The following is a 24,905-nucleotide window of genomic DNA, read 5'->3' on the forward strand; positions in this document are numbered from 1 at the left end:
GCCGCGCTTAGTTGGCGGCTGCCTTGTTGGTCGCTCGCTCTTTGGCCACCAGTTGGTCAGCCAGTTTCAGCGCCTGTTCGGCACCGCCGGCAGAGCCGATGTCAAAGCGGTACTTACCGTTGACGATCATGGTTGGAACGCCGGAGATTTCATACTTCTTGGCCAGTTCGCGGGCTTTCACGATCTGCCCCTTGATGGCGAACGAATCGAAGGTCGCCAGGAACTTGTCCTTGTCCACGCCTTGAGTGGCGAGGAAGTCGGCCATGTCGTTCTTGTCGGTCAGTTTCTTGTGTTCTTTCTGGATCGCGTTGAATACGGCAGCGTGTACGTTGTGCTCGACGCCCATTGCTTCCAGGGTCAGGAACATCTGGCCGTGAGCGTCCCACGGGCCACCGAACATCGCAGGAATGCGCACGAAGTTGACGTCGGACGGCAGTTTTTCAACCCACGGATTGATCACCGGCTCGAACGCGTAGCAATGCGGGCAGCCATACCAGAACAGCTCGACCACTTCGATCTTGCCAGGCACGGCGACGGGTACCGGGTTGCTCAGTTCGACGTAAGGGGCAGCAGGGGCTTCGGCGGCCTGGGCGGTCACGCCGAACAGGCTGGCAGCGACGAGGGCGGCGCTGATGATCAGATTACGCATGCTTTACTCCTGGACAATTTTGGTCGCCTCGCGCGACCTGTTTTCAGACAGATCCTGGCGGGCATGAGTTCTGTAGTGTAACGGCAGCGGCCACAAAAAAGGGCGGCCAAAGCCACCCTTTTTATACTTGCTGCGACGGATTAATCGAGCGTTAACGTGGCAGGCGTTGGCCATTGCACACAACGCTCGAATCGCGCGTCTTAGTGCAGGCCCTGAATGTAGCTGGAGACTGCCGCGATGTCTTCGTCGCTCAGCTTGCGGGCGATGGTGCGCATGGTCATCGCGTCGCCGTCGTTGCTGCGGCCGGCTTCTTCCTTGCGGAAATCGGTCAGTTGCTTGGCGATGTACTGAGCGTGTTGGCCACCCAGGTGCGGGAAGCCGGCGGCTGCGTTGCCGGCGCCGTTCGGCGAGTGGCAGCCGGTGCAGGCTGGCAGGCCTTTCTCGAGGTTGCCGCCACGGAACAGGGCTTCACCGCGAGCGACGATCTTCGGATCGGCGGCGCCGACGCTGCCTTTCTGGCTGGCGAAGTAAGCGGCGATGTCGGCCAGGTCCTGATCGCTCAGGTTGGTCAGCAGGCCGGTCATTTCCAGAACGGTGCGCTTGCCCGACTTGATGTCGTGCAATTGCTTGGTCAGGTAGCGTTCACCCTGTCCGGCCAGCTTTGGAAAGTTTGGCGCCATGCTGTTGCCATCCGGGCCATGGCAGGCGCCGCATACGGCGGCTTTTGCCTGGCCTGCGGCTGCATCACCGGCAGCATGGGCGAAGCCTGAGATTCCCACGGTCAACAGCAGACTCACGATCAGTTTGTTCATCAGCTAATCCAACTACGGCTAAGGGTTAAGAGTTATGGACCGGGCTTACTCTCGCTCATCCAGAGGATGAGGGCCTGGTAATCCTCGGCACTGCAGTCCATGCACAAACCACGCGGCGGCATCGCCTTGAAACCCTGGGTCACGTGTTGCACCAGCGTCTCCATACCTTTCGCCAACCTCGGCGTCCAAGCTTCCTGATCGCCTCTTCTGGGCGCCATGGGTAGTTGGCCGGAATGACAGGCTCCACAAACACGGTTGTACACGGCTTCCGGATCCTGTGTAGCCTGTGCGCTGTAAAGCGGCATCAAGACTCCGGCAGCCAGCAGCCATTTCGTCATAAAACGACCTTTTCAGGGTTGAGAGCGTTCTGCGTTCTAATGCGCAATCAAGGTCTGTCGCTCTCGTGAACTTCATCCTTCGCTGGGACAAAGCACACACAAAATCTGCGGCATTATATACTGGCGTCACTGAAACGGAAGCGACACCGCGTTCCGCGCCTAATCCCGGCGCCGCCCACATCGGAAATCCCATGCAACTCAAGAATCCCATCCTCGGCCTGTGCCAACAGTCCACGTTCATGCTCAGTGCCGCCAAAGTCGATCAGTGCCCCGACGACGAAGGCTTCGAAGTGGCGTTCGCCGGTCGTTCCAACGCCGGTAAATCCAGCGCACTGAACACTTTGACTCACGCCAGCCTGGCGCGCACCTCGAAAACCCCGGGTCGCACACAGCTGTTGAACTTCTTCAAGCTAGACGATGAACGGCGTCTGGTCGACCTCCCGGGCTACGGTTATGCAAAAGTACCGATCCCGCTCAAGCAACACTGGCAGCGTCATCTTGAGGCTTACCTCGGTGGCCGCGAGAGTTTGAAGGGTTTGATTCTGATGATGGACATCCGTCATCCAATGACCGACTTCGACCTGCTGATGCTCGACTGGGCCGTTGCCGCCGGCATGCCGATGCACATCCTGCTGACCAAGGCCGACAAACTGACCTACGGCGCAGCCAAGAACACGCTGCTCAAGGTGCAGTCGGAAATTCGTAAGGGCTGGGGCGATCTGGTAACGATCCAGCTGTTCTCCGCCCCGAAACGCATGGGCCTGGAAGAGGCCTACACTGTGCTGGCGGGCTGGATGGAACTGGCAGACAAAGGCGCGGAAGCGGCGACCGAATAATCGGAATATGGAAAATTGGCTGTAGTGCGGTCAGGCAAGGCAAAAGTGTTAGTAAAAAGCGGAGTTTAGGGGACCTAAATGAGCATTTTTACTAACGCTTTTAACGCAGCATGACCGCGCTACAGCCAATTTTGAGGCAAAAAAAAGCCCCGGACTTCATATGGGGAGGGAGAAGTTCCGGGGTTTAAGTTCCGAACCGCTAGGGCGGGGTTCAGATATCTGCCAACACTTAACACAACATAGGAGCATCGAAGGGCTTCACCAGCCATTCAGTATCTCTGAGTGCCCTGTCGCAAGATTAGTTCAGAATCTTTTCAAAAAACTTTGGAATAAGCTAAAGAACGATCAGGCCTAAGCGCTTTCCGGTGCCTTTGCCGCGACGCTCGGTCGCGGCAAAACCCCGCCCCAGACGCCTCAGTGCGCCTCGTCCCAGTTGTTGCCAACCCCCACTTCTACCAGCAACGGCACATCCAGTTTTGCCGCTTCACTCATGTGCACACGAATTTCTTCGCGAACCTGATCGACCAGATCCTCGCGGACCTCCAGCACCAGTTCGTCGTGCACCTGCAGGATGACTTTGGCGTCCAGCCCGGAAGCGCTCAGCCAGTTGTCCACCGCCACCATGGCTTTCTTGATGATGTCTGCTGCGGTGCCTTGCATCGGCGCGTTGATTGCCGTGCGTTCGGCGGCAGCGCGTTCCTGCGGCTTGTTGGAGTTGATGTCCGGCAGATACAGGCGACGACCGAAGATCGTTTCCACGAAGCCCTGATCCGCCGCCTGGGTGCGGGTGCGGTCCATGTATTCACGAACGCCCGGGTAGCGCGCGAAGTAGGTGTCGATGTAGGCCTTGGCAGTCTTGGTGTCGACGCCGATGTCCTTACCCAGCTTCTGCGCGCCCATGCCGTAGATCAGACCGAAGTTGATCGCCTTGGCGCCCCGGCGCTGGTCGGAGGACACTTCGTTCAGCTCAACCTTGAACACTTCGGCCGCGGTGGCGGTGTGCACGTCCAGATTGTTGCGGAACGCGTTCATCAAGCCTTCGTCGCGAGACAGGTGCGCCATGATCCGCAGTTCAATCTGCGAGTAGTCCGCCGCCAGCAGCTTGTAGCCTTTCGGCGCGACGAACGCCTGACGGATGCGTCGGCCTTCAGCAGTGCGCACCGGGATGTTCTGCAGGTTCGGATCGCTCGACGACAGGCGACCGGTCGACGCAACGGCCTGATGGTACGAAGTGTGGATACGCCCGGTGCGCGGGTTGATCTGCTCCGGCAGGCGATCGGTGTAGGTGCTTTTCAGCTTGCTCATGGAACGGTGTTCCATCAGCACTTTCGGCAAGCGGTGATCGTCTTCGGCCAGTTTCGCCAGCACTTCCTCGGCGGTGGACGGCTGGCCCTTGGCGGTCTTCTTCAGCACCGGCAGACCGAGCTTTTCGTAGAGGATCACGCCCAGTTGCTTCGGCGAGCCCAGGTTGAATTCTTCACCGGCGATCTCGAAGGCTTCACGCTCCAACGCGACCATCTTGTTGCCCAGCTCAATGCTCTGGATGCCGAGCAGCTCAGCGTCGACGAACGCGCCCTGGCGCTCGATGCGAGCAAGCACCGGCACCAGCGGGATCTCGATATCGGTCAGTACGCTGGCCAGGCTTGGGATGGCGCTCAGCTTCTCGAACAGCGTCTGGTGCAGACGCAGGGTCACGTCGGCATCTTCGGCGGCGTATGGGCCGGCCTGTTCCAGGGCGATCTGGTCGAAGGTCAGTTGCTTGGCGCCTTTGCCGGCGATGTCCTGGAAGCTCACGGTGGTGTGATCCAGGTACTTCTGCGCCAGGCTGTCCATGTCGTGACGGGTGGCGGTGGAGTTAAGCACGTAGGACTCAAGCATCGTGTCGAAGGCGATCCCGCGTACGGTGATGCCTTCGTTCTGATCGCCACCGATGGCGCAGTTGGCCAGGATGTTCATGTCGAACTTGGCGTGCTGGCCGACCTTGAGCTTGTTCGGGTCTTCAAGGATTGGCTTGAGCGCGCGCAGCACGGTGTCGCGATCCAGCTGCTCCGGCACGCCGATGTAGGAGTGGGTCAGCGGGATGTAGGCCGCTTCGTTGGCCTGCACTGCGAAGGACAGACCGACCAGTTGTGCCTGCTGCGCATCGATCCCGGTGGTTTCGGTGTCGAAGGCGAACAGCTTGGCGTTCTTCAGTTTTTCCAGCCAGACGTCGAATCGCGCCTGATCGAGGATGGTTTCGTACGCGGCTTCAGCCGGAGCGGCAGGCACTTCTTCTTCGGCAGGCGCGCTGAACAGATCGCCGACCGGCGCAGGCTCGGTGGCAGCGCTCAGCTCCAGACGCTTGGCGTCCCGCTCCAGATCGTTGATCCAGCTCTTGAACTCCAGCAGGGTGTAGAGCTCAAGCAGTTTGGCCGAATCTTCCGGGCCCATTTGCAGGTCGTCGAGGCCGATATCCAGCGGCACGTCGACCTTGATTGTCGCCAGTTGATAGGAGAGGAAGGCCATCTCCTTGTGCTCTTCGAGCTTGGCCGGCAGGGTCTTGGCGCCGCGAATCGGCAGGGTCGGCACGATGTCGAGCTGCGCATACAGCTCGGTCAGACCGCCGTTGACCCCTACCAGCAAGCCGGAAGCAGTCTTCGGGCCAATGCCCGGAACGCCGGGGATGTTGTCGGAAGAATCGCCCATAAGGGCCAGATAATCGATGATCTGCTCCGGAGCGACGCCGAATTTCTCCTTCACGCCTTCCACGTCCATCGAACTACCGGACATGGTGTTGACCAAGGTAATGTGGCCGTCGACCAATTGCGCCATGTCCTTGTCGCCGGTGGAGATGATCACCGGGCGATCGGCGGCCGCGCTGCTGCGGGCCAGGGTGCCGATCACGTCATCGGCCTCGACGCCTTCGACGCACAGCAGCGGGAAACCGAGAGCGATCACGCTTTGGTGCAGCGGCTCGATCTGCACGCGCATGTCGTCGGGCATGCTTGGGCGGTTGGCCTTGTATTCGGCGTACATCTCATCGCGAAATGTCCCACCCTTGGCGTCGAACACCACGGCGAACGGGCTGTCCGGATACTGCTTGCGCAGGCTCTTGAGCATGTTCAGCACGCCTTTGACCGCACCGGTCGGCAGGCCTTTGGAGGTGGTCAGCGGTGGCAGCGCGTGAAAGGCGCGGTACAGGTAAGACGAACCGTCCACCAGGACGAGGGGGGCTTGGCTCATGAGCAGAATCAACCTTTTCGGCGGGCCCGGCGCTAGAATAGCGGGACCGTTGACGACAAAGGGACAAGGTTATCATGCGTACGTTAAATCGCTTGCTGCTGGTCAGTCTGATTGCTGTCTCACCGCTGGCCGCGATCGCGGCGGATGATGCGCCATCGTCGGAGCCGGAAGTTACCATTAGCACGCACACGGAAGGCGACAAGGTCATTCAGGAATACAGCCGGAGTGGATTCGTGTATGCGATCAAGGTCACACCGAAGGGCGGCAAACCCTATTTCCTGGTGCGCGCCGATGGTACGGACGCGAACTACATCCGGTCCGACCAGCCGGATATGCTGATTCCGTCGTGGGAAATCTTTACCTGGAAGTAAGTTTCCTGACTTTTAATCGGCGCCGTTTGATGGCGGCGCCAGAACTGAGCAGTTTTTAACCATGTCTGTGTTCACCCCCCTGGCTCGGCCCGAGCTGGAAACCTTTCTCGCCCCTTACGGGCTCGGCCGTCTGCTCGATTTCCAGGGGATCGCCGCCGGTAGCGAAAACACCAACTTCTTCATCAGCATGGAAAAGGGCGAGTTCGTCCTGACCCTGGTCGAGCGCGGCCCGGTGCAGGAAATGCCGTTCTTCATCGACCTGCTCGATGTCCTCCACGAAGCCGATCTGCCGGTGCCTTATGCACTGCGCACCACTGACGGCGTGGCCCTGCGCGAGCTGAAAGGCAAACCGGCGCTGCTGCAACCGCGCCTGGCCGGCAAGCACATCAAGCAGGCCAACGCCCAGCATTGCGCGCAGGTCGGTGAGTTGCAGGCGCACCTGCACCTGGCGACCCAGGGCGACAACATGATCAAGCGCAAGACCGATCGTGGCCTGGACTGGATGCTGGAAGAGGGCACGCAGTTTCTTTCGCACCTGAGCGATGAACCGCGTGCGCTGCTGCAAAAGGCGCTGGACGAAATCACCCAACAGAAAGAGAAAATTCTCGCGCTGCCACGGGCAAACATCCACGCCGACCTGTTCCGCGACAACGCGATGTTCGAAGGCACGCACCTGACCGGGCTGATCGACTTCTACAACGCCTGCTCTGGCCCGATGCTTTATGACGTGGCGATTGCCCTGAACGACTGGTGTTCGGACGATGACGGCCTGATCGACGGCCCGCGTGCACGTGCGTTTCTTGGTGCCTACGCGGCACTGCGTCCGTTCACGGCAGCCGAAGCCGAGCTGTGGCCGACCATGCTGCGAGTGGCGTGCGTGCGGTTCTGGCTGTCGCGTCTGATCGCGGCGGAATCGTTCGCCGGGCAGGACGTGTTGATCCACGATCCGAAAGAGTTCGAGCAGCGTCTGGCGCAGCGTCAGACGGTCAGTACGCCGCTACCTTTCGCCCTGTAAAAGAAAAAACCGCAGCCTGTGCAGGCTGCGGTTTTTTTGTATCAGAGCGATTCCAGGCATCCCGCCAGATCATTCCCCAGCTTCTCCAGCACTTGCTCATAACCCTGAGCCGTCGCAGGCGTGTATCCGCCCAACGCATCGAGTTCTGCCAGTTTCACCGGCAGGCCCGCCACCAGGGTCTCGGCCAGACGTGGACGCAGCGGCGGCTCACTGAACACGCAGGTCTTGCCGACTTCCTGCAAACGCGTGCGCATTGCCGCCACATGCTGAGCGCCCGGCTGCACTTCCGCCACGACGCTGAACACGCCGGTGTGTTTCAAGCCGTAGGCGTCTTCGAAGTAGTCGAAGGCTTCGTGGAAGACGAAGTAGGGTTTGCCTTCAATACCGGCCAGACGTTTCTTCAAGCGCTGATCCAGTGCATCCAGACGCTCATCGAACGCTTTGGCATTGCTCTGATAGCGCTCGGCATTGGCCGGGTCGGCGGCGCTCAGGTCAGCGGCCATTTTGTCGGCAATAACCCGTGCGTTCACCGGTGATAGCCACAAATGCGCATCGAGGCTGCCCGGGCGATGGTCGTGATCGTGTTCGTCGGCTTCTTCAGCGTGGGAATGGCTGTCCGCAGCGAAGCGGCGCAGTTTCATGCCCGGCAGATCCTGCACGGCAACGCTCGGCAGCGTACGACCGTTCAGCACGCGAGGCAGGAAACCTTCCATGTCCGGGCCGATCCAGTACAGCAGGTCCACCGATTGCACCTTGCGTACATCGGACGGACGCAACGCGTAGTTATGCGGCGAAGCGCCCGGTGGCAGCAGCACTTCCGGAATCGCCACGCCGTCCTGCACCGCAGCGGCAATCAGTTGCAGGGGCTTGATGCTGGTGAGGACTCTCACCTCGGCCTGAGCCGGACCGATCAGCAGAAAACCGGTGATGAATACGACAAAAACAGAAAAAAGTCGGGACACGATGACCACTCAATGAGGCGAGAACGGGTAACATAATAACGTCTCTAACCAAACTCGTCGCCGCTCATGCCTATTACACCGATTGCCAGCCGTCCCCATGACCACTCGCACTGCGTTCACAGCGCGCTGTCCGAGGCCGATGCCCTGTGTGCACAGAAAGGCCTGCGCCTGACCGCGCTGCGCCGGCGGGTGCTGGAACTGGTCTGGCAGAGCCACAAGCCGCTGGGTGCCTACGACATTCTGGCGGTGCTCAGCGAGCAGGACGGCCGCCGTGCCGCGCCGCCAACCGTGTACCGGGCGCTGGATTTCCTGCTGGAAAACGGTCTGGTGCACCGCATCTCTTCGCTCAACGCTTTCGTCGGCTGCGTTCACCCGAAACATTCGCACCAGGGCCAGTTCCTGATCTGCCGTGAATGCCACGCCGCCATCGAACTTGAGCAAAAAACCATCAGCGACGCCATCGTCCACAGCGCCAAGGATGTCGGCTTCATCGTCGAGGCCCAGACCGTGGAAGTGGTCGGCCTCTGCTCCGGTTGCCGGGGGGCTTGATGAGCGATGCGTTGATCCGTCTGGAGCAGGTGGCGGTCCGGTTTGCCGGGCAGAACGTGCTGGACAACATTCACCTGAGCGTCGAGCCGGGGCAGATCGTCACCCTGATCGGCCCCAACGGCGCCGGCAAGACCACGCTGGTGCGCGCCGTGCTCGGGCTGTTGAAACCCGACAGCGGCAGCGTCTGGCGCAAGCCGAAACTGCGCGTGGGTTACATGCCGCAAAAACTTCACGTCGATCCGACCCTGCCGCTGTCAGTGCTGCGCTTCCTGCGGCTGGTGCCGGGCGTCGATCGCCCACGTGCGCTGGCGGCACTCAAGGAAGTCGGCGCCGAGCATGTCATCGACAGCCCGGTGCAAAGCGTTTCCGGCGGTGAAATGCAGCGTGTGCTGCTGGCCCGGGCGCTGCTTCGCGAGCCGGAACTGCTGGTGCTCGACGAGCCGGTGCAAGGCGTCGATGTCGCCGGGCAAGCCGAGCTGTACAGCCTGATCACCCGTCTGCGTGACCGTCACGGCTGCGGCGTGCTGATGGTGTCCCACGATCTGCATTTGGTGATGAGCACTACCGATCAGGTGGTGTGCCTCAACCGTCACGTCTGCTGCTCCGGGCATCCCGAGCAGGTCAGTGGCGATCCGGCCTTCGTCGAGCTGTTCGGCAACAATGCGCCGAGCCTGGCGATCTATCACCACCATCATGACCACGCCCACGACCTGCACGGTTCGGTGGTCAAGGGGCCTGTGACAGGCCAACCTCACGTTCACGGAGATAGCTGCAAGCATGGCTGATTTTCTGTTCTACGCCCTGCTTGCAGGTCTGGCGCTGGCGGTGGTCGCGGGGCCGCTGGGCTCGTTCGTGGTCTGGCGGCGCATGGCCTATTTCGGCGACACCCTGTCCCACGCCGCTCTGCTCGGCGTGGCGCTGGGCTTTCTGCTGGATGTCAGCCCGACCGTGGCGGTGACCGTTGGATGCCTGTTGCTGGCGGTGCTGCTGGTGACCTTGCAACAGCGTCAGCCACTGGCGTCCGACACGCTGTTGGGCATTCTTGCACCGAGCACGCTCTCTCTCGGGCTGGTGGTACTAAGCTTCATGCATGAAGTGCGGATCGACCTGATGGCCTATCTGTTCGGCGACCTGCTGGCGATCAGCCCGACCGATCTGGCGTGGATCCTCGGCGGCAGCGCGGCGGTGCTGGTGTTGTTGGTGACGCTGTGGCGACCGCTGCTGGCGATCACCGTGCACGAAGAACTGGCCAAAGTCGAAGGCCTGCCGGTGGCCGGTCTGCGCATGGCGCTGATGCTGCTGATCGCAGTGGTGATCGCGGTGGCGATGAAAATCGTCGGTGTGTTGCTGATTACTTCGCTGTTGATCATCCCGGCGGCTGCGGCACAACGTCACGCCCGTTCGCCGGAGCAGATGGCACTGGGCGCGAGCGTGCTGGGCATGCTCGCCGTGTGTGGCGGGCTGGCGCTGTCCTGGTTCAAGGATACCCCGGCCGGCCCGTCAATCGTTGTGACGGCGGCCGCACTGTTTCTGCTGAGTTTTGTTCTGCCCCGTCGAGGGGTGTAGACTTGCTCGTTTTTTGCGCAAATAGAGAGTCGCAGGAATGAAGCCGTTCGCCTCCCGTTATCTGCTCCTTGTGGCCTTTTCAGTGCTGCTGGGCGCCTGCCAAAGCACGCCGCCGGTGGCCGAAGTCCCCGATGCGCGGGCCACGGCCATCGCACAGCTGGAGCAAAGCCTGGCCAGCAGCGAACTGGCCACTGCCGAAGACCAATTGGCAGCCTTGCAGGCCGAAACACCCAACGATCAATCCCTTGAGCAATACCAGCGCCAGTTGGCCGAAGCCTATCTGCGTCGCAGCCAGATCGTCCTGCAGAAGGGCGATGTGAATGCGGCCGCAACCGCATTGGCCCGTGCCCGCGTGTTGATGCCCAAGGCCCCGGCGCTGACCGGTGGCGTCAACGGCGCGATCACCGAAGCGCGCAAGGCCGAGCTGGAGAAAGCCGAAGCAGCGCTGCAGGCCGCTGAAGCCAAGCCGAAAGCCAAGGTGATCGATCCGACCGCCGAGAGCACCACGGTCGCGCTGAATATCACCGATAGCCGCAAACTTCGCCGCCAACTGGATGCGATCGCCGCCGATGTGGTGAATTACGACTGTGCGGTGAGCATCCAGGCCCCGCGCACCAATGATTACCCGTGGCTGGCGACGTTGATCACCAAGCGCGTGAAGAAGCTCGATCCGGATTTCGATCTGAAAATCGAGAAACAGATTCTGCGCACGGTGCCGGCGCAGATGGTTCTGAGCCCGCGTAAACCTTAAAAAGCATCGTCGGAACGCCGCCCGGAGCAAGCTCGCTCCCACAGGTACAGCCTGAACCCTGTGGGAGCGAGCTTGCTCGCGAAAGCGTCCTTTCAGCCAGCGAAGATCTTAAGCGGGAATAGCCTTGGCCTTAGGCTCCCGATCCCAGACCCGATGCTGCCCGATCGCAGCAAAGAATGGCTTGGTCAGCGCGCCAACATCCTTGCCTTCTAACAATCCGGCATCCGCCTCCAGCTTCAGCACATCCAGCAACTGTTTGGCCTCGCCATGCAACGCAATCGCCTTCAAGTGTTTGTACGCCTCCAGCAGGTAATGCAACGCCACCCCATCACCGCTCAACGCCTTGACCGACGCCGCGCCACCCGGCACGAACACCGCGTCGAACGCTATCGATGGCAAACCCTCCATCGACGCATCCACCGCCAGGCTTTTGCCATCGGCGGTTTTCACCGGCGCTGAGGTCGGGCCGAGCAATTTGGCGTGTGCACCTTCTGCCGCCAGCGCCTTTTTCATAGCATCAATCGCCGCACCATCGACGCCGTTGGCCGCAAGGATTGCGACTTTTCGCGTCTTGATGTTCTCCGGCAGCAGGTTGGCCTGACTCAGCGATGGCGAGTGATCCAGTGATGTCTTTGGCACGTCGACCGTGCCTTTGGCCGGTGCTGGCAACCCCAGGTTCTGCGCCACGCGCTTGGCCAGTTCCAGATCGATGTTGGCCAGGATCTCGTTCACTTCCCGCGCCCGAATGTGCTCGCGTTCAACTTTGCCCAGTTCGAAGCTGTAAGCCGAGATGATGTGTTCCTGCTCGTGCTTGCTCATGCTCTTGAAGAACAGCCGCGCCTGGGAGAAGTGTTCGCTGAACGACTCGCTGCGCTGACGGATCTTGTTGGCGTCGATACGCTCCGGATAGCTTTCGAACCCGCCGTCCTGCGCGGCCGGTGGGGTCTCTTTCGGCCAGCCGCCATCGATGGAGTTCGGTTCGTAGGACGCGCGGCCCTTGTCGATCACCGTACGGTGCTGGGCATCGCGCTGGCCGTTGTGGAACGGTGCGACCGGGCGATTGATCGGCAGCTCATGAAAGTTCGGCCCGCCGAGTCGGCTGATCTGCGTGTCGGTGTAGGAAAACAGCCGACCTTGCAGCAGCGGGTCATTGGAGAAGTCGATGCCCGGTACGATATGGCCGGGGCAGAACGCGACCTGCTCGGTCTCGGCGAAGAAATTGTCCGGGTTTCGGTTGAGGGTCATTTTGCCCAGCGGCGTGATCGGAACGATTTCCTCGGGAATCAGTTTGGTCGGGTCGAGGATGTCAAAATCGAAGTCGTGCTCGTTTTCTTCCTCGATGACCTGTACGCCGAGTTCCCATTCCGGGTAATCACCCATCTCGATAGCTTCCCAGAGATCGCGCCGGTGGTAGTCGGTGTCTTTACCCGCAAGCTTCTGCGCTTCGTCCCACACCAGCGAACAGGTGCCGGCAGTTGGACGCCAGTGGAATTTGACGAAGCGCGATTTGCCCTCGGCGTTGATCAGCCGGAAGGTATGCACACCGAAGCCCTGCATGCTGCGCAGGCTTTTCGGGATGGCCCGGTCGGACATGGCCCAGATGACCATGTGCGCCGATTCCGGCACTAGCGACACAAAATCCCAGAACGTGTCGTGAGCCGAGCCGCCGGTAGGGATCTCGTTATGCGGTTCGGGTTTCACCGCGTGGACGAAGTCAGGAAACTTGATCGCGTCCTGTATGAAAAATACCGGCATGTTGTTGCCGACCAGATCGAAGTTGCCTTCGTCGGTGAAGAACTTCACGGCAAAACCACGCACGTCACGCACGGTGTCGCCGGAACCGCGTGGCCCCTGTACCGTGGAAAAACGCACGAACACTGGGGTTTTCTTCCCCGGATCCTGCAGGAAACCGGCCTTGGTCAGCGTCGAATGGTTCTCGTAGCTCTGAAAGAAACCATGAGCGCCGGTGCCGCGAGCGTGGACGATGCGCTCGGGAATCCGCTCATGGTCAAAGTGCGTGATTTTTTCACGCATGATGAAGTCTTCCAGCAGCGACGGCCCGCGAGCACCGGCCTTGAGGGTGTTCTGGTTGTCCGCGACCTTCACGCCCTGATTGGTGCGCAGGGCCTGGCCGGTGGCGTCGGAGCGAAATTTTTCCAGGCTGTCGAGTTTGGCGTTGGTGTTGGCGCGATCCGCGGTATCGGTTCCGGCCAGCTCACTTTTGGAAGGGACAGGTTTTTTGCTGCTCATCAGACGTAAACTCCTCGTTTGACCTCGGTGTTGCCGAGGCTCTTGAGTGGTTCCCGGACACGGCGCCCGGAGTTTCAAGTCGCTTAACTAGTGACTGATGAGGGTTTTGGCCGTTCCTTTTTTATGACCTTTGATCGCGTTATTGCCAAATGAAAGGTTGAATGCGGAATAAATGCTAATAACCTCTATACGGACAGGCTAAAATGCGCGCCCGGCTAACCGCTGATCCTTTTCCAACGCGCCCCACAAGGTTCGCTACGTGATCGAGTTTCAAAACGTCCATAAGACTTACCGCGTCGCCGGTAAGGACATCACCGCGCTGCACCCGACCAGCTTCTCCATCGAGAACGGTCAGGTGTTCGGCCTGATTGGCCATTCCGGTGCGGGAAAAAGTACCCTGCTGCGTCTGATCAATCGCCTGGAGCAATCCAGTGGCGGCAAGATCATCGTCGACGGCGAAGAAGTCACCGCGCTGGACGCCAACGGCCTGCGCCGTTTCCGTCAGCAGGTCGGGATGATCTTCCAGCACTTCAACCTGCTGGCATCCAAGACCGTGGCCGACAACGTCGCGCTGCCGCTGACCCTGGCCGGTGAACTGTCCCGCGCCGAGATCGACCAGCGTGTGGCCGAGTTGCTGGCGCGGGTCGGTCTGTCCGATCACGCCAAAAAGTACCCGGCACAGCTGTCCGGCGGTCAGAAGCAGCGCGTCGGCATCGCCCGTGCTCTGGCGACCAAGCCGAAAATCCTGCTGTGCGACGAGGCCACCAGCGCCCTCGACCCGCAGACCACGGCGTCGGTCCTGCAATTGCTGGCCGAGATCAACCGCGAACTGAAACTGACCATCGTCCTGATCACCCACGAGATGGATGTGATCCGCCGCGTGTGCGATCAGGTTGGCGTGATGGACGCCGGTGTGATCGTCGAGCAAGGTTCGGTGGCCGATGTGTTCCTGCATCCGAAGCACCCGACCACCAAGCGCTTTGTTCAGGAAAGCGAGCAGATCGACGAAAGCGAGCAGCGCGATGACTTCGCTCACGTGCCGGGTCGCATCGTGCGTCTGACCTTCCAGGGCGAAGCGACCTACGCGCCGTTGCTCGGTACCGTCGCCCGGGAAACCGGTGTGGACTACAGCATCCTGGCCGGTCGTATCGACCGCATCAAAGACATTCCTTACGGGCAATTGACCCTCGCCGTCACCGGTGGCGACATGGAAGCGGCCTTTGCCCGCTTCACCGCCGCTGACGTTCACATGGAGGTGTTGCGCTAATGGAAGACCTGATGAGTTTCTTCACCAATATCGACTGGTACGAAATCTGGCTCGCCACCGGCGACACCATGATGATGCTCGGCGGTTCGCTGTTGTTCACCGTGCTGCTCGGCCTGCCGCTGGGCGTGTTGCTGTTCCTGTGCAGCCCGCGTCAGTTGCTCGAAGCCAAAGGCGTTTACGCGCTGCTGTCGCTGGTGGTGAACATCCTGCGTTCGCTGCCGTTCATCATTCTGTTGATCGTGATGATCCCGTTCACCGTGCTGATCACCGGCACCTCGCTGGGCGTGGCCGGTGCGATTCCGCCGCTGGTAGTGGGCGCGACCCCGTTCTTCGCGCGGCTGGTGGAAACTGCCCTGCGTGAAGTCGATCGCGGCATCATCGAAGCGACCCAGTCGATGGGCGCGACCACTCGCCAGATCATCATGAACGCCTTGCTGCCGGAGGCCCGTCCGGGCATCTTCGCAGCGATTACGGTGACGGCGATTACACTGGTTTCCTACACGGCGATGGCCGGTGTGGTCGGCGCCGGTGGCCTGGGTGACCTGGCGATCCGTTTCGGCTATCAGCGGTTCCAGACCGACGTGATGATCGTGACCGTGGTGTTGCTGCTGATTCTGGTGCAGGTGCTGCAAATGGTAGGCGACCGACTGGTCGTGCACTTCTCGCGCAAATAACCGGTTTTGTAATGACATGAGCCGGCCATTCGCTGGCAGGCGCCAGACGGGCGCCGTAAAAAGGAGTTAGCTGAATGAAAAAACTGATCGTTGCCCTGGCTGCCGTTGCAGCGTTCTCGGCCCACGCCGACGAAACCCTGACCGTTGCTGCCACTCCGGTGCCGCACGCGGAAATCCTCGAGTTCGTGAAGCCGGTACTGGCCAAAGAAGGCGTGGATCTGAAGGTCAAGGTCTTCACCGACTACGTTCAGCCGAACGTGCAGGTGGCCGAGAAGCGTCTGGACGCCAACTTCTTCCAGCACCAGCCGTACCTCGATGAGTTCAACAAGGCCAAGGGCACCAGCCTGGTGTCCGTGACCGGTGTGCACCTGGAACCGCTGGGCGCCTACTCCAGCAAGTTCAAGAAAATCGAAGAGCTGCCAAGCGGCGCCAACGTGGTGATCCCGAACGACGCCACCAACGGCGGCCGTGCGCTGTTGCTGCTGGCCAAGGCTGGCGTGATCACCCTGAAGGATCCGACCAACATCCTGTCGACCGTCAAGGACATCGCCCAGAACCCGAAAGACCTGAAGATCCGTGAACTGGAAGCCGCGACCATCCCGCGCGTGCTGACCCAGGTCGACCTGGCGCTGATCAACACCAACTACGCGCTGGAAGCCAAGCTCGATCCGTCCAAGGATGCGCTGGTCATTGAAGGCAGCGACTCGCCTTACGTGAACATCCTGGTGTCCCGCGCGGACAACAAGGACAGCGACGCCATGAAGAAACTGGCCGCTGCGCTGCACAGCCCGGAAGTGAAGAAATTCATTACCGAGAAGTACAAAGGCGCGGTACTGCCGGCGTTCTAATCTGATCGTGCCCATGCTCTGCGTGGGCATGCATCCCCGGACGCTCCGCGTCCGCTGGGACGCAGAGCGTCCCTTGCTGCATTCCCACGCAGAGCGTGGGAACGATCAAAACGAAAAGGGGACGCCAGTGGCGTCCCCTTTTTTGTGCGTTCATTTTTACTTGCGGTTAAGCATCACCGGCAACTGCGCAACCAGCTTGGCATTATTCAACGGCGCCCGAATAAACCCGCGCTGCGTCCCGTCCGGCCCAATCACTGCCAGGTTCCCACTGTGATCCACCGTGTAATTCGGCTTGCTGGTATCCGCCGGAATGAACGGGATGCTCACCGCGTTCGCCACCTTCTGCAGCTCGTCGATCGACTTCGGCGTCAGGCCGATGAACTGTGGATCGAAGTAGCCCAGGTACTGCTTCAACTGCGCAGGGTTGTCGCGGTTCGGGTCGACGCTGACCAGCACGATCTGCAATTTATCCACAGCGTCCTTCGGCAGTTCGCTCTTGATCTGGCGCAGCTGGGCGAGGGTGGTCGGGCAGATGTCCGGGCAGAAGGTGTAGCCGAAGAACAGCAGGCTCCACTTGCCCTTGAGCTCGTTGACCGTGACCGGTTGGCCGTCCTGATTGGTCATCGTCACGTCCGGCAGGTTGCGGCTCTGCGGCAGCAGGATGATGCCGGCGTCGATCAGTGCGGTCGGGTCGCCCTGGCCCTTGCCGCTCAGCACTTTGTTGACGGTCAGGCCGAGGATCAGCGCGATCACGGCGACGAGGATGAAGACGGTTTTCTGGGTTCGAGTCATAGGTTCAACAGTAAGTAGTGGTCTACGAGCAGGGCGATGAACAGCAGAAACAAGTACCAGATAGAGTACTTGAAGGTGTTGATCGCCGCGTGCGGCCGAGTGCCACGGTACAGCACCACGGCCCATTGCAGAAACCTGGCGCCCAGCCCGAGCGCGCAGATCAGGTACAGCAGGCCGCTCATGTGGATCACATACGGCAACAGGCTGACCGCCAGCAGGGCGAAGGTGTACAGCAGAATGTGCACCTTGGTGTAGTGCTCGCCATGGGTGACCGGCAGCATCGGAATGTCGGCCTTGGCGTATTCCTCTTTGCGATGGATCGCCAGCGCCCAGAAGTGCGGTGGGGTCCAGGCGAAGATGATCAGCACCAGCAGCAACGGTTCGGCGCTGACGTGGCCGGTGGCGGCGGTCCAGCCGAGCAGCGGCGGGGCAGCGCCGGCAAGGCCGCCGATGACGATGTTCTGCGGCGTCGCGCGTTTGAGGAAACCGGTGTAGATCACCGCGTAGCCGAGCAGTGAGGCCAGGGTCAGCCATGCGGTCAGCGGATTGGTGAAGGTCAGCAACAAGGCCTGGCCGAGCAACGCCAGCACCAGCGCAAAGGTCAGTGCTGCCGTGGGCGAAACCCGGCCCTCCGCCAGCGGCCGTTTGTGGGTGCGGGCCATGACCGCATCGATGCGCCGGTCCACCACATGATTGACTGCCGCCGCGCCACCGGCACACAACGCAATCCCGAGGTTGCCGAACACCAGCACCGTCCACGGCACCCCGGCGCGGGTCGCGAGGAACATGCCAACCAGCGAGGTGATCAGCATCAGCACCACGACTTTCGGTTTGGTCAGCTCCAGGTAATCACGCCACAGCGCCTGCGCCGGACGTTCGCCGATCAGAATCGCCATGGCGTCTCTCCTTTAATAGTGATGGGCGCCGCCGAGTGTTTGCGCGGGCTCAGGCGCCAGCGCGCGATCATCGGTTGCTTGACCCGAAACAGGCTGGTCCGCGCGTGATAGTTGACCAGCACCATCGTCAGCAGCAGCGCCGCACCGCCGGCGTTATGCGCCACAGCCACCGGCAGCGGCAGATGGAACAGCACGTTGCTGATGCCAAGGGTGATCTGCGCGGCGAGGGCGATCAGCACCAGCCCGGCCAGTCGCGTCATGCCCACCACTTTCAGTTGCCAGGCCAGACCAAGCAGGACAATCGTCACCAGCAGGGCGCCGATGCGGTGGGTCAGGTGAATCGCCGTGCGTGCATCGCTGTCGAGTTGCCCGCCGAGGTAGTTGGGGCCGATGTGTTGGGTCAGGTGAAAGCCGTTGGCGAAATCCGCCGGCGGCAGCCATTGGCCGTGGCAGGTCGGAAAGTCGATGCAGGCCACCGCCGCATAGTTGGAGCTGACCCAGCCACCCAGCGCGATCTGGCCGATCACCAGCAACAGGCCGGCGGTCGCCCAATATTGCAGACGCTTGGGCACGGTCAGCGCCGGCAGCACGCCGGACAGTCGCAAGGTCAGCAGAAACAGCAGGCTCAAGGTCGCGAAGCCACCGAGCAAATGCCCGGTCACCACTTGCGGCCAGAGCTTGAGTGTCACCGTCCACATGCCAAATGCGGCCTGGGCGAACACCACCGCCAGCAGAAACAGCGGCAGTTTCAGCGGTTGCCCCGGATGACGACGATTGACCCACGCGCGCCCGGCCAGTACCGAGATCAGCATGCCGAGGGTGCCGGCGAAGTAGCGGTGGATCATCTCGTTCCAGCCTTTGTGCGCCTCCACTGGCGAGTCGGGGTAATGCAGTTCGGCATGGGCCAGTTGGGCTTCGCTTTTCGGCACGCTGATGAACCCGTAGCAGCCCGGCCAGTCCGGACAGCCGAGGCCGGCGTGGGTCAGGCGGGTGTAGGCGCCGAGCAGCACTACGATCAGTGCCAGCAGGGTGGCAAACAGCGCGAGGCGAAATCCAGGTTTGGCCATGACGATGCCCTTATCCGATGTTCGACAGTTTCAGCAGGTGGCGCAGGTCGTTGAGCAGATCCTTGCCTTTCACGCTCGGGTCGTAGCGCAGCACGAGGTTGCCGTGGGGATCGATGATCCACAGCTGCGGTGTGGCCTTGTCGCCTGTGGCCTTGCTGAAGGTGGCTGCGTCCAGCGGGTAGCGTTGCAGCTGCGGATATTCGCGGGTCAGCTTGGCTTCGTAGTCGGCAGCCAACGGTTGTGCAGCGGCCAGGGCGTGGCTGGCGCGCCCGGCTTCGCGGCCGAGGCCGATCTGGATCTGCCGCGCCAGGTACACCAGTTGCTGGCAGTCCACCGCGCAGTCCTTCGGTGCGGTGACCAGCATCTGCCAGCGGGTTTCGTCAGCCTGGATGCCGAGGTCGGCGCGGGTCTGGCCGTTGCCGATCAGTTCGCCGTGGTAGCTGCGACCTTCCGGCACCCAGAACTGCAACTTGTACATGCCGGTGGCGAGGATCATCGGCCCGACCACGCCGAGCACGATCAGCAGCAGCTGGATGCGTCCGCGACGGCGACTGGCCGGGGCTTTTGCTTCAGACATGCTGGGTGGATTCATGGCCGCTCCCATGGTGTTTCTCCTTTGCGTTGTGCCAGCCGAGATAGAGGTAGAGACCGAACAGGGCGGTGGCCATGGCGAACCACTGCACGGCGTAACCGAGGTGTTTTTCCGGGCCCATCGCGACCACCGGCCAGTCGGCCTGATAGCTGGCGGGTCCAGGTTCGGCGCGTAATTCGTAGGCGAAGCCGTCGCGTTCGAGGGTTTTCCACAATTTTGCGGGTTCGACGGCGGTGACGGTTTGCGGCCAGCGGCTGCTGACCGGATCGGCATGCAGCTGGAAGGTGGCGCCGGGGGCGACGTACACCCAGGCATCGATGTTCACGGCGTCGGTCGGTGTGTTGAATTGCGGGGCTGTGCGCCGGTCCGGCCACGGCAGCCAGCCGCGATTGACCAGCAGCCACTGGCCGCTGCGTTGATCCTGAAACGGTTGCAGCAATTCGACGCCAACCTTGCCGTTGCGCTGACGGTTGTCCAGCAACAGGCTGTGGGCGGCATCGAACTGGCCGTGCAGATGCACCCGGCGAAACGCCGGATCGGCGCTGTGCAGCAACTCGGTGCTGGCCATCGGTTCGGCGGCGCGGCGTTCGGCGTAGCTGGCGAGCAGGGCGGTTTTCTCCGCGCCCCGGCCCAGTTGCCAGAAGCCCAGCGAAATCAGCAACGGCAGCAGCAGGCCGACTACCAGTGTCGGCACCACGCCCGGCCGGAAGCGCTTCATGGCCGTGCCAGAAAATCAGTGTGCGCGATCGCTATACTCAACTGCATCGCTTGTTCCCCCGGAGTTCTTCCCATGCTCAAAGCAGCCATCGTCCTGATGCTGATTGCCACGGTGGTCAGCCTGTTCAGCGGCCTGTTTTTCCTGGTCAAGGACGACAGCAGATCGAATCGGCTGGTGATCGCCTTGAGTGTTCGGGTGGCATTGGCCGCTGTCACCGTCGGCTTGATTGCCTGGGGTTTTTACAGCGGCCAACTGGTGTCGCACGCGCCTTGGTGAGCTGATCCTCAGAGCACGTAAACGAAGATGAACAAGCCGATCCACACCACATCGACGAAGTGCCAATACCAGCTCGCCGCTTCAAAGCCGAACTGATGTTCGTTGTCGAAGTGGCCCTTCATGATGCGCATCAGCATCACGAACAGAATGATCGTGCCGATGGTCACGTGGGCGCCGTGGAAACCGGTGAGCATGAAGAACGTCGCGCCGTAGATGCCCGAGCCGAGGGTCAGCCCCAGTTCGTGGTAGGCGTGGATATATTCTTCGGCCTGGAAGCCGAGGAACGCGCAGCCCAGCAGCACGGTGATCGCCAGCCACAGTTTCAGCGCGCCGCGATGACCTTTCTTCAGCGCGTGGTGGGCGATGGTGATGGTCACGCTGGAGCTCACCAGCAGGATGGTGTTGATCAGTGGCAGGCCCCAGGGGCTGATGACTTCCTTGGGCGGCGGGAACAGTTTCGGATCCGGCGTGTGCAGCAGCGGCCAGGTGAACTGGAAATTCGGCCAGAGCATGTGGGCGATGCCTTTGGTGCCTTCGCCGCCCAGCGCCGGGCCGGAGATGTGCCGCACGTAGAACAGCGCGCCGAAGAAGGCGACGAAGAACATCACCTCGGAGAAGATGAACCAGCTCATGCCCCAGCGGAACGAGCGGTCCAACTGCGGGCTGTACAACCCCGCGCGGCTTTCCTTGATCACCGTACCGAACCAGCCGAACAGCATGTACGCCAGCAACAGGCCGCCGACGAAAAAGATCAGCGGGCCGTGGGATTCCGGGCGCGCTGCCTTCAGATCGTTGAACCAGGTCGCCAGACCGTACACGGTGACGAACATCCCCACCGTGGCCACGATCGGCCACTTGCTCTGGGCCGGGACGTAATAGTGCTCATGAGTTGCCATTTATTGTTCTCCTTATCGGGCACGCTTAACCGCCAGTGTTTGCAGCCACCGGAGGATGTCGGGCGGTGATATCGAACAGCGTGTAGGACAGCGTCAGGTGCTTCACGTCCTTGGGCATGTCGCGGTCAACGATGAAACGCACCGGCATCTCGATCTGCTGACCGGGCTGCAGCACCTGCTGGGTAAAGCAAAAGCATTCGGTCTTGTGGAAATACGCCGCTGCATTGCTCGGCGCGATGCTCGGTACGGCTTGAGCGCTCATCGGTTTGTCGGTGGGATTGCGCGCGATGAAGATCATCTCGTTCACCGCGCCGGGGTTGGCCGTCAGTTCGTCATGCTTGGGGTAGAAGTCCCACGGCATGTCGGCGGTGTTGGTCGACAGAAACTGCACCCGCACCTGCCGGGTGGCATCGACGGTCTGCTCGCCCTCGTACTGCCCGGCGGTCTTGCCGTTGATGCCGAACGCCTTGCACATCACGTCGTAGATCGGCACCAGGGCAAAACCGAAGACGAACATCGCCACCACCACGCCGAGCAGTCGGGTGACCAGCTTCTTCATCGAAATCGAGTCAGCCATGGTGGCGGTCCTCAACGGCTACGGGGTTCATTTCACTTCCGGCGGCGTGGTGAAGGTGTGATACGGCGCCGGTGACGGCACGCTCCATTCCAGACCTTCGGCGCCATCCCACGGTTTGGCCGGTGCCGGCTCGCCGCCACGGATGGTCTTGATCACGATGAACAGGAAGAAGATCTGCGTGGCACCGAACATGAACGCGCCGATCGACGAGACCATGTTGAAGTCGGCGAACTGCAGGTTGTAGTCCGGAATCCGCCGGGGCATGCCCGCCAGGCCCACGAAGTGCATCGGGAAGAACGTCAGGTTCATGCCGACGAAGGACAGCCAGAAGTGCAGCTTGCCCAGGGTTTCGTCGTACATGTGGCCGGTCCATTTCGGCAGCCAGTAGTAGGCCGACGCGAAGATCCCGAAGATCGCCCCCGGCACCAGCACGTAGTGGAAGTGCGCAACCACGAAGTAGGTGTCCTGGTACTGGAAGTCCGCCGGGGCGATGGCCAGCATCAGCCCGGAGAAACCGCCGATCGAGAACAGAATCACGAACGCCACGGCAAACAGCATCGGCGTCTCGAAGGTCATCGAGCCTTGCCACATGGTGCTGGCCCAGTTGAACACCTTCACCCCGGTCGGCACCGCGATCAGCATCGTCGCGTACATGAAGAACAACTCGCCCACCAGCGGGATGCCCACCACGAACATGTGGTGCGCCCAGACAATGAACGACAGGAACGCGATGCTCGCCGTGGCGTAGACCATCGAGGTGTAGCCGAACAGCGGTTTGCGCGAGAAGGTCGGGATGATCTGGCTGACGGCACCGAAGGCCGGCAGGATCATGATGTACACCTCGGGGTGGCCGAAGAACCAGAACACATGCTGGAACAGCACCGGGTCACCGCCACCGGCGGCACTGAAGAAGCTGGTGCCGAAGTGGATGTCCATCAGCATCATCGTCACGCACCCGGCCAGCACCGGCATCACCGCGATCAGCAGGAACGCGGTGATCAGCCAGGTCCAGACGAACAGCGGCATTTTCATCAGGGTCATGCCGGGGGCGCGCAGGTTGAGGATGGTGGCGATCACGTTGATCGCGCCCATGATCGAACTGATCCCCATCAGGTGGATGGCGAAGATGAAGAACGTCACGCTTTCCGGCGCATAAGTGGTGGACAGCGGTGCGTAGAACGTCCAGCCGAAGTTCGGCCCGCCACCGGCGGTGAACAGGGTCGAGACCAGCAGCAGGAACGCCGCCGGCAGCAGCCAGAAGCTGAAGTTGTTCATCCGCGGCAGGGCCATGTCCGGCGCGCCGACCATCAACGGGATCATCCAGTTGGCGAGGCCGACGAACGCCGGCATCACCGCACCGAACACCATCACCAGACCGTGCATGGTGGTCATCTGGTTGAAGAACGCAGGCTCGACGATCTGCAGGCCGGGCTGGAACAGCTCGGCGCGGATCACCATGGCGAACGAGCCGCCGAGCAGGAACATGCAGAACGCAAACCACAGGTACAGCGTGCCGATGTCCTTGTGGTTGGTGGTCAGCACCCAGCGCATCAGGCCTTTGGCGGGGCCGTGGGCGTGGTCGTGGTCGGCATGACCGTGGTCATCGATGACAGCGCTCATGGCCGGTCTCCTTCAAGTGAGTGGACTGGGCAGGCCGGGGCGCAGGGCCCCGACCGGTTCACGAAGTACGCAATAGACCGGCTCATTTGCTTTCCGCCTGTTTCAGCTCCAGCACTTCTTTTGGCGTGACCATGTCGCCCTTGTTGTTGCCCCAGGCGTTACGTTCGTAGGTCACGACCGCTGCGATATCGACTTCCGACAGCTGCTTGCCGAACGCCGCCATGGCGGTGCCGGGCTTGCCGTGGAAGACAATGCTCAGGTGCGCGTCTTTCGGGCCGGTGGCGATTTTCGAGCCCTTGAGGGCCGGGAACATCGGCGGCAGGCCCTGGCCTTCAGCCTGGTGACAGGCGACGCAGGTGGTGTGGTAGATCTTGTCGCCACGTTCCTTGAGTTCGTCGAGGGTCCATTCCTTGCTGGTCAGCTCCTTGAGCTGCAATGCTTCGGCCTTGCGCTCGGCGAGCCATTTTTCGTAGTCGGCCTTCTCCTTGACGTCGACCACGATCGGCATGAAGCCGTGGTCCTTGCCGCACAGCTCGGCGCACTGACCACGGTAGAGGCCGGGCTTGTCGATGCGGGTCCAGGCTTCGTTGACGAACCCCGGGATCGCATCGCGCTTGACCGCGAAGGCCGGCACCCACCAGGAGTGGATCACGTCGGCGGAGGTCACGAGGAAGCGCACCTTGGCCCCGGTCGGCAGCACCAGCGGCTTGTCGACCTCGAGCAGGTAGTGCTCGCCCTTGGCTTCCTTGTTGTGGATCTGCTCGGCGGGCGTGGCCAGGTTGCTGAAGAACTCGACGTCCTGGCCCAGGTATTTGTAGTGCCACTTCCACTGATAACCGGTGATCTGGATATCGATATCCGGCTCACTGGTGTCGTACATCTTGATCAGGGTCGCGGTCGCCGGAACGGCCATCGCCACCAGGATCAGCAGCGGGACGACGGTCCAGAGAATTTCGACGGTGGTGCTTTCGTGGAATTTTGCGGCGACCTGCCCGGTTGAACGGCGGTGCACCATCATCGACCAGAACATGGCGCCGAAGACGATGATCCCGATCACCACACAGATCCAGAAAATGGTCATGTGCAGGTCGAATACTGCGTGACTGATTTCAGTCGCTCCAGGCGCCATATTCACAGTCCAGGCAGCGTGCGCCGGGCTGAAAATCGACCACAACAGGAGGCCCATCCAGACGTGTGGATGTCGCATCATTGCGGGTTCCCCTTATCGTTCTTGTTATCCCGCCGGCTTTCACCAGAGGCAAGGGAGCGGCTGCATCAGACTACGAACTTGAATCGCCGGGCCTTGCTGCGTGGGCAGTCGGGCGTCATCAGCTAACTCCATTCAATGGCGAGTATAGACA

At 61.3% G+C, this 24,905-nt stretch carries 26 protein-coding genes; 11 read left to right on the plus strand and 15 right to left on the minus strand.

What is annotated here, in order from left to right; genetic code table 11:
- Positions 1-7: 7 nt before the first annotated feature.
- The 3 genes from CAF90_RS11535 to CAF90_RS11545 all read right to left on the minus strand — a co-directional run bounded on the left by CAF90_RS11535 (position 8) and on the right by CAF90_RS11545 (position 1,799).
- Positions 8-649, minus strand: a complete 642-nt coding sequence (locus tag CAF90_RS11535) for a thiol:disulfide interchange protein DsbA/DsbL (protein WP_007954043.1) — start codon at positions 647-649, stop codon at positions 8-10.
- A 200-nt stretch (positions 650-849) separates the two neighbouring features.
- Positions 850-1,461, minus strand: a complete 612-nt coding sequence (locus CAF90_RS11540) for a cytochrome c (RefSeq protein WP_085606391.1) — start codon at positions 1,459-1,461, stop codon at positions 850-852.
- A gap of 32 nt (positions 1,462-1,493) precedes the next feature.
- Positions 1,494-1,799, minus strand: a complete 306-nt coding sequence (locus CAF90_RS11545) for a cytochrome c5 family protein (protein ID WP_045121721.1) — start codon at positions 1,797-1,799, stop codon at positions 1,494-1,496.
- Positions 1,800-1,990: 191 nt separating this feature from the next.
- Between CAF90_RS11545 and yihA the strand changes: the two genes are divergently transcribed.
- Entirely contained in the window at positions 1,991-2,635 is a 645-nt protein-coding gene (gene yihA / locus CAF90_RS11550) for a ribosome biogenesis GTP-binding protein YihA/YsxC (protein ID WP_085606393.1), read from the plus strand.
- Between the two features lie 414 nt (positions 2,636-3,049).
- On the opposite strand, the gene polA is transcribed toward yihA, so the two are convergent.
- Positions 3,050-5,857: a DNA polymerase I gene (gene polA, locus CAF90_RS11555; RefSeq protein WP_085606395.1), complete on the minus strand. Its 2,808-nt coding sequence runs from the start codon at positions 5,855-5,857 to the stop codon at positions 3,050-3,052.
- Positions 5,858-5,931: 74 nt separating this feature from the next.
- On the opposite strand from polA, the gene CAF90_RS11560 reads away from it, so the two are divergent.
- The gene (locus CAF90_RS11560; RefSeq protein ID WP_011331780.1) at positions 5,932-6,228 is read left to right on the plus strand and encodes a DUF2782 domain-containing protein; all 297 of its coding nucleotides are present in this window, start codon (positions 5,932-5,934) and stop codon (positions 6,226-6,228) included.
- Positions 6,229-6,289: 61 nt separating this feature from the next.
- A complete protein-coding gene (locus CAF90_RS11565; RefSeq protein ID WP_085606397.1) occupies positions 6,290-7,243 on the plus strand; it encodes a homoserine kinase in 954 nt (317 codons plus the stop codon).
- Between the two features lie 41 nt (positions 7,244-7,284).
- Here CAF90_RS11565 and CAF90_RS11570 read toward each other — a convergent pair whose 3' ends face one another.
- Positions 7,285-8,205 carry a zinc ABC transporter substrate-binding protein gene (locus CAF90_RS11570; RefSeq protein WP_085606399.1) on the minus strand — a complete coding sequence of 307 codons (921 nt, stop codon included), beginning with the start codon at positions 8,203-8,205 and terminating at the stop codon, positions 7,285-7,287.
- A 66-nt stretch (positions 8,206-8,271) separates the two neighbouring features.
- Here CAF90_RS11570 and zur point away from each other — a divergent pair, with 66 nt between their 5' ends.
- Genes zur through CAF90_RS11590 form a run of 4 tightly spaced genes read left to right on the plus strand, consistent with a single transcriptional unit; the run spans position 8,272 to position 11,071 of the window.
- Complete coding sequence (gene zur / locus CAF90_RS11575) at positions 8,272-8,754, plus strand: zinc uptake transcriptional repressor Zur (RefSeq protein ID WP_011331783.1); 483 nt, start codon at positions 8,272-8,274, stop codon at positions 8,752-8,754.
- The gene (znuC, locus tag CAF90_RS11580) at positions 8,754-9,539 is read left to right on the plus strand and encodes a zinc ABC transporter ATP-binding protein ZnuC (RefSeq protein ID WP_064379570.1); all 786 of its coding nucleotides are present in this window, start codon (positions 8,754-8,756) and stop codon (positions 9,537-9,539) included. Before zur ends, znuC begins: the two co-directional genes overlap by 1 nt.
- Positions 9,532-10,320 carry a zinc ABC transporter permease subunit ZnuB gene (gene znuB / locus CAF90_RS11585; RefSeq protein WP_007954005.1) on the plus strand — a complete coding sequence of 263 codons (789 nt, stop codon included), beginning with the start codon at positions 9,532-9,534 and terminating at the stop codon, positions 10,318-10,320. The genes znuC and znuB overlap by 8 nt, the downstream gene beginning before the upstream one ends.
- A gap of 37 nt (positions 10,321-10,357) precedes the next feature.
- Positions 10,358-11,071, plus strand: a complete 714-nt coding sequence (locus tag CAF90_RS11590) for a PA5502 family lipoprotein (RefSeq protein WP_011331786.1) — start codon at positions 10,358-10,360, stop codon at positions 11,069-11,071.
- A 108-nt stretch (positions 11,072-11,179) separates the two neighbouring features.
- Here the strand turns inward: CAF90_RS11590 and katE are convergent, their stop codons facing one another.
- Complete coding sequence (gene katE / locus CAF90_RS11595; RefSeq protein WP_085606401.1) at positions 11,180-13,321, minus strand: catalase HPII; 2,142 nt, start codon at positions 13,319-13,321, stop codon at positions 11,180-11,182.
- A gap of 259 nt (positions 13,322-13,580) precedes the next feature.
- Between katE and CAF90_RS11600 the strand changes: the two genes are divergently transcribed.
- The 3 genes from CAF90_RS11600 (at position 13,581) to CAF90_RS11610 (ending at position 16,110) form a co-directional block, all read left to right on the plus strand.
- On the plus strand, positions 13,581-14,588 hold the full coding sequence (locus CAF90_RS11600) for a methionine ABC transporter ATP-binding protein (RefSeq protein WP_007953999.1): 1,008 nt from the start codon (positions 13,581-13,583) through the stop codon (positions 14,586-14,588).
- Positions 14,588-15,262, plus strand: coding sequence for a methionine ABC transporter permease (locus CAF90_RS11605; protein WP_007953997.1), 675 nt, complete (start codon positions 14,588-14,590; stop codon positions 15,260-15,262). The genes CAF90_RS11600 and CAF90_RS11605 overlap by 1 nt, the downstream gene beginning before the upstream one ends.
- Positions 15,263-15,336: 74 nt before the next feature.
- Positions 15,337-16,110, plus strand: a complete 774-nt coding sequence (locus CAF90_RS11610; RefSeq protein WP_007953996.1) for a MetQ/NlpA family ABC transporter substrate-binding protein — start codon at positions 15,337-15,339, stop codon at positions 16,108-16,110.
- Between the two features lie 156 nt (positions 16,111-16,266).
- On the opposite strand, the gene CAF90_RS11615 is transcribed toward CAF90_RS11610, so the two are convergent.
- Genes CAF90_RS11615 through CAF90_RS11635 form a run of 5 tightly spaced genes read right to left on the minus strand, consistent with a single transcriptional unit; the run spans position 16,267 to position 20,175 of the window.
- Positions 16,267-16,902, minus strand: a complete 636-nt coding sequence (locus CAF90_RS11615; RefSeq protein WP_007953994.1) for an SCO family protein — start codon at positions 16,900-16,902, stop codon at positions 16,267-16,269.
- Positions 16,899-17,798, minus strand: a complete 900-nt coding sequence (gene cyoE / locus CAF90_RS11620; RefSeq protein ID WP_085606403.1) for a heme o synthase — start codon at positions 17,796-17,798, stop codon at positions 16,899-16,901. Before cyoE ends, CAF90_RS11615 begins: the two co-directional genes overlap by 4 nt.
- Positions 17,786-18,865 (minus strand): heme A synthase, encoded by a 1,080-nt coding sequence (locus CAF90_RS11625; protein ID WP_085606405.1) that lies wholly within the window; start codon positions 18,863-18,865, stop codon positions 17,786-17,788. The genes cyoE and CAF90_RS11625 overlap by 13 nt, the downstream gene beginning before the upstream one ends.
- 10 nt (positions 18,866-18,875) lie before the next feature.
- A complete protein-coding gene (locus CAF90_RS11630) occupies positions 18,876-19,469 on the minus strand; it encodes a hypothetical protein (protein WP_085606407.1) in 594 nt (197 codons plus the stop codon).
- Positions 19,435-20,175: an SURF1 family protein gene (locus tag CAF90_RS11635; RefSeq protein ID WP_085606409.1), complete on the minus strand. Its 741-nt coding sequence runs from the start codon at positions 20,173-20,175 to the stop codon at positions 19,435-19,437. The genes CAF90_RS11630 and CAF90_RS11635 overlap by 35 nt, the downstream gene beginning before the upstream one ends.
- 72 nt (positions 20,176-20,247) lie before the next feature.
- Here CAF90_RS11635 and CAF90_RS11640 point away from each other — a divergent pair, with 72 nt between their 5' ends.
- Positions 20,248-20,451, plus strand: a complete 204-nt coding sequence (locus tag CAF90_RS11640; RefSeq protein ID WP_085606412.1) for a twin transmembrane helix small protein — start codon at positions 20,248-20,250, stop codon at positions 20,449-20,451.
- Between the two features lie 8 nt (positions 20,452-20,459).
- Here the strand turns inward: CAF90_RS11640 and CAF90_RS11645 are convergent, their stop codons facing one another.
- The 4 genes from CAF90_RS11645 to coxB form a co-directional block, all read right to left on the minus strand.
- A complete protein-coding gene (locus CAF90_RS11645) occupies positions 20,460-21,347 on the minus strand; it encodes a cytochrome c oxidase subunit 3 (RefSeq protein WP_007953985.1) in 888 nt (295 codons plus the stop codon).
- Between the two features lie 25 nt (positions 21,348-21,372).
- On the minus strand, positions 21,373-21,924 hold the full coding sequence (locus CAF90_RS11650) for a cytochrome c oxidase assembly protein (RefSeq protein ID WP_085606414.1): 552 nt from the start codon (positions 21,922-21,924) through the stop codon (positions 21,373-21,375).
- 27 nt (positions 21,925-21,951) lie between these two features.
- Complete coding sequence (ctaD, locus tag CAF90_RS11655) at positions 21,952-23,544, minus strand: cytochrome c oxidase subunit I (protein WP_011331800.1); 1,593 nt, start codon at positions 23,542-23,544, stop codon at positions 21,952-21,954.
- Between the two features lie 82 nt (positions 23,545-23,626).
- Positions 23,627-24,754, minus strand: coding sequence for a cytochrome c oxidase subunit II (gene coxB, locus CAF90_RS11660; RefSeq protein WP_085606416.1), 1,128 nt, complete (start codon positions 24,752-24,754; stop codon positions 23,627-23,629).
- Positions 24,755-24,905 lie beyond the last annotated feature (151 nt).

Origin of the sequence: Pseudomonas sp. B37(2017) (genome assembly GCF_002112885.1) — a bacterium.
Taxonomy (GTDB): Bacteria; Pseudomonadota; Gammaproteobacteria; order Pseudomonadales; family Pseudomonadaceae; genus Aquipseudomonas; species Aquipseudomonas paraglycinae.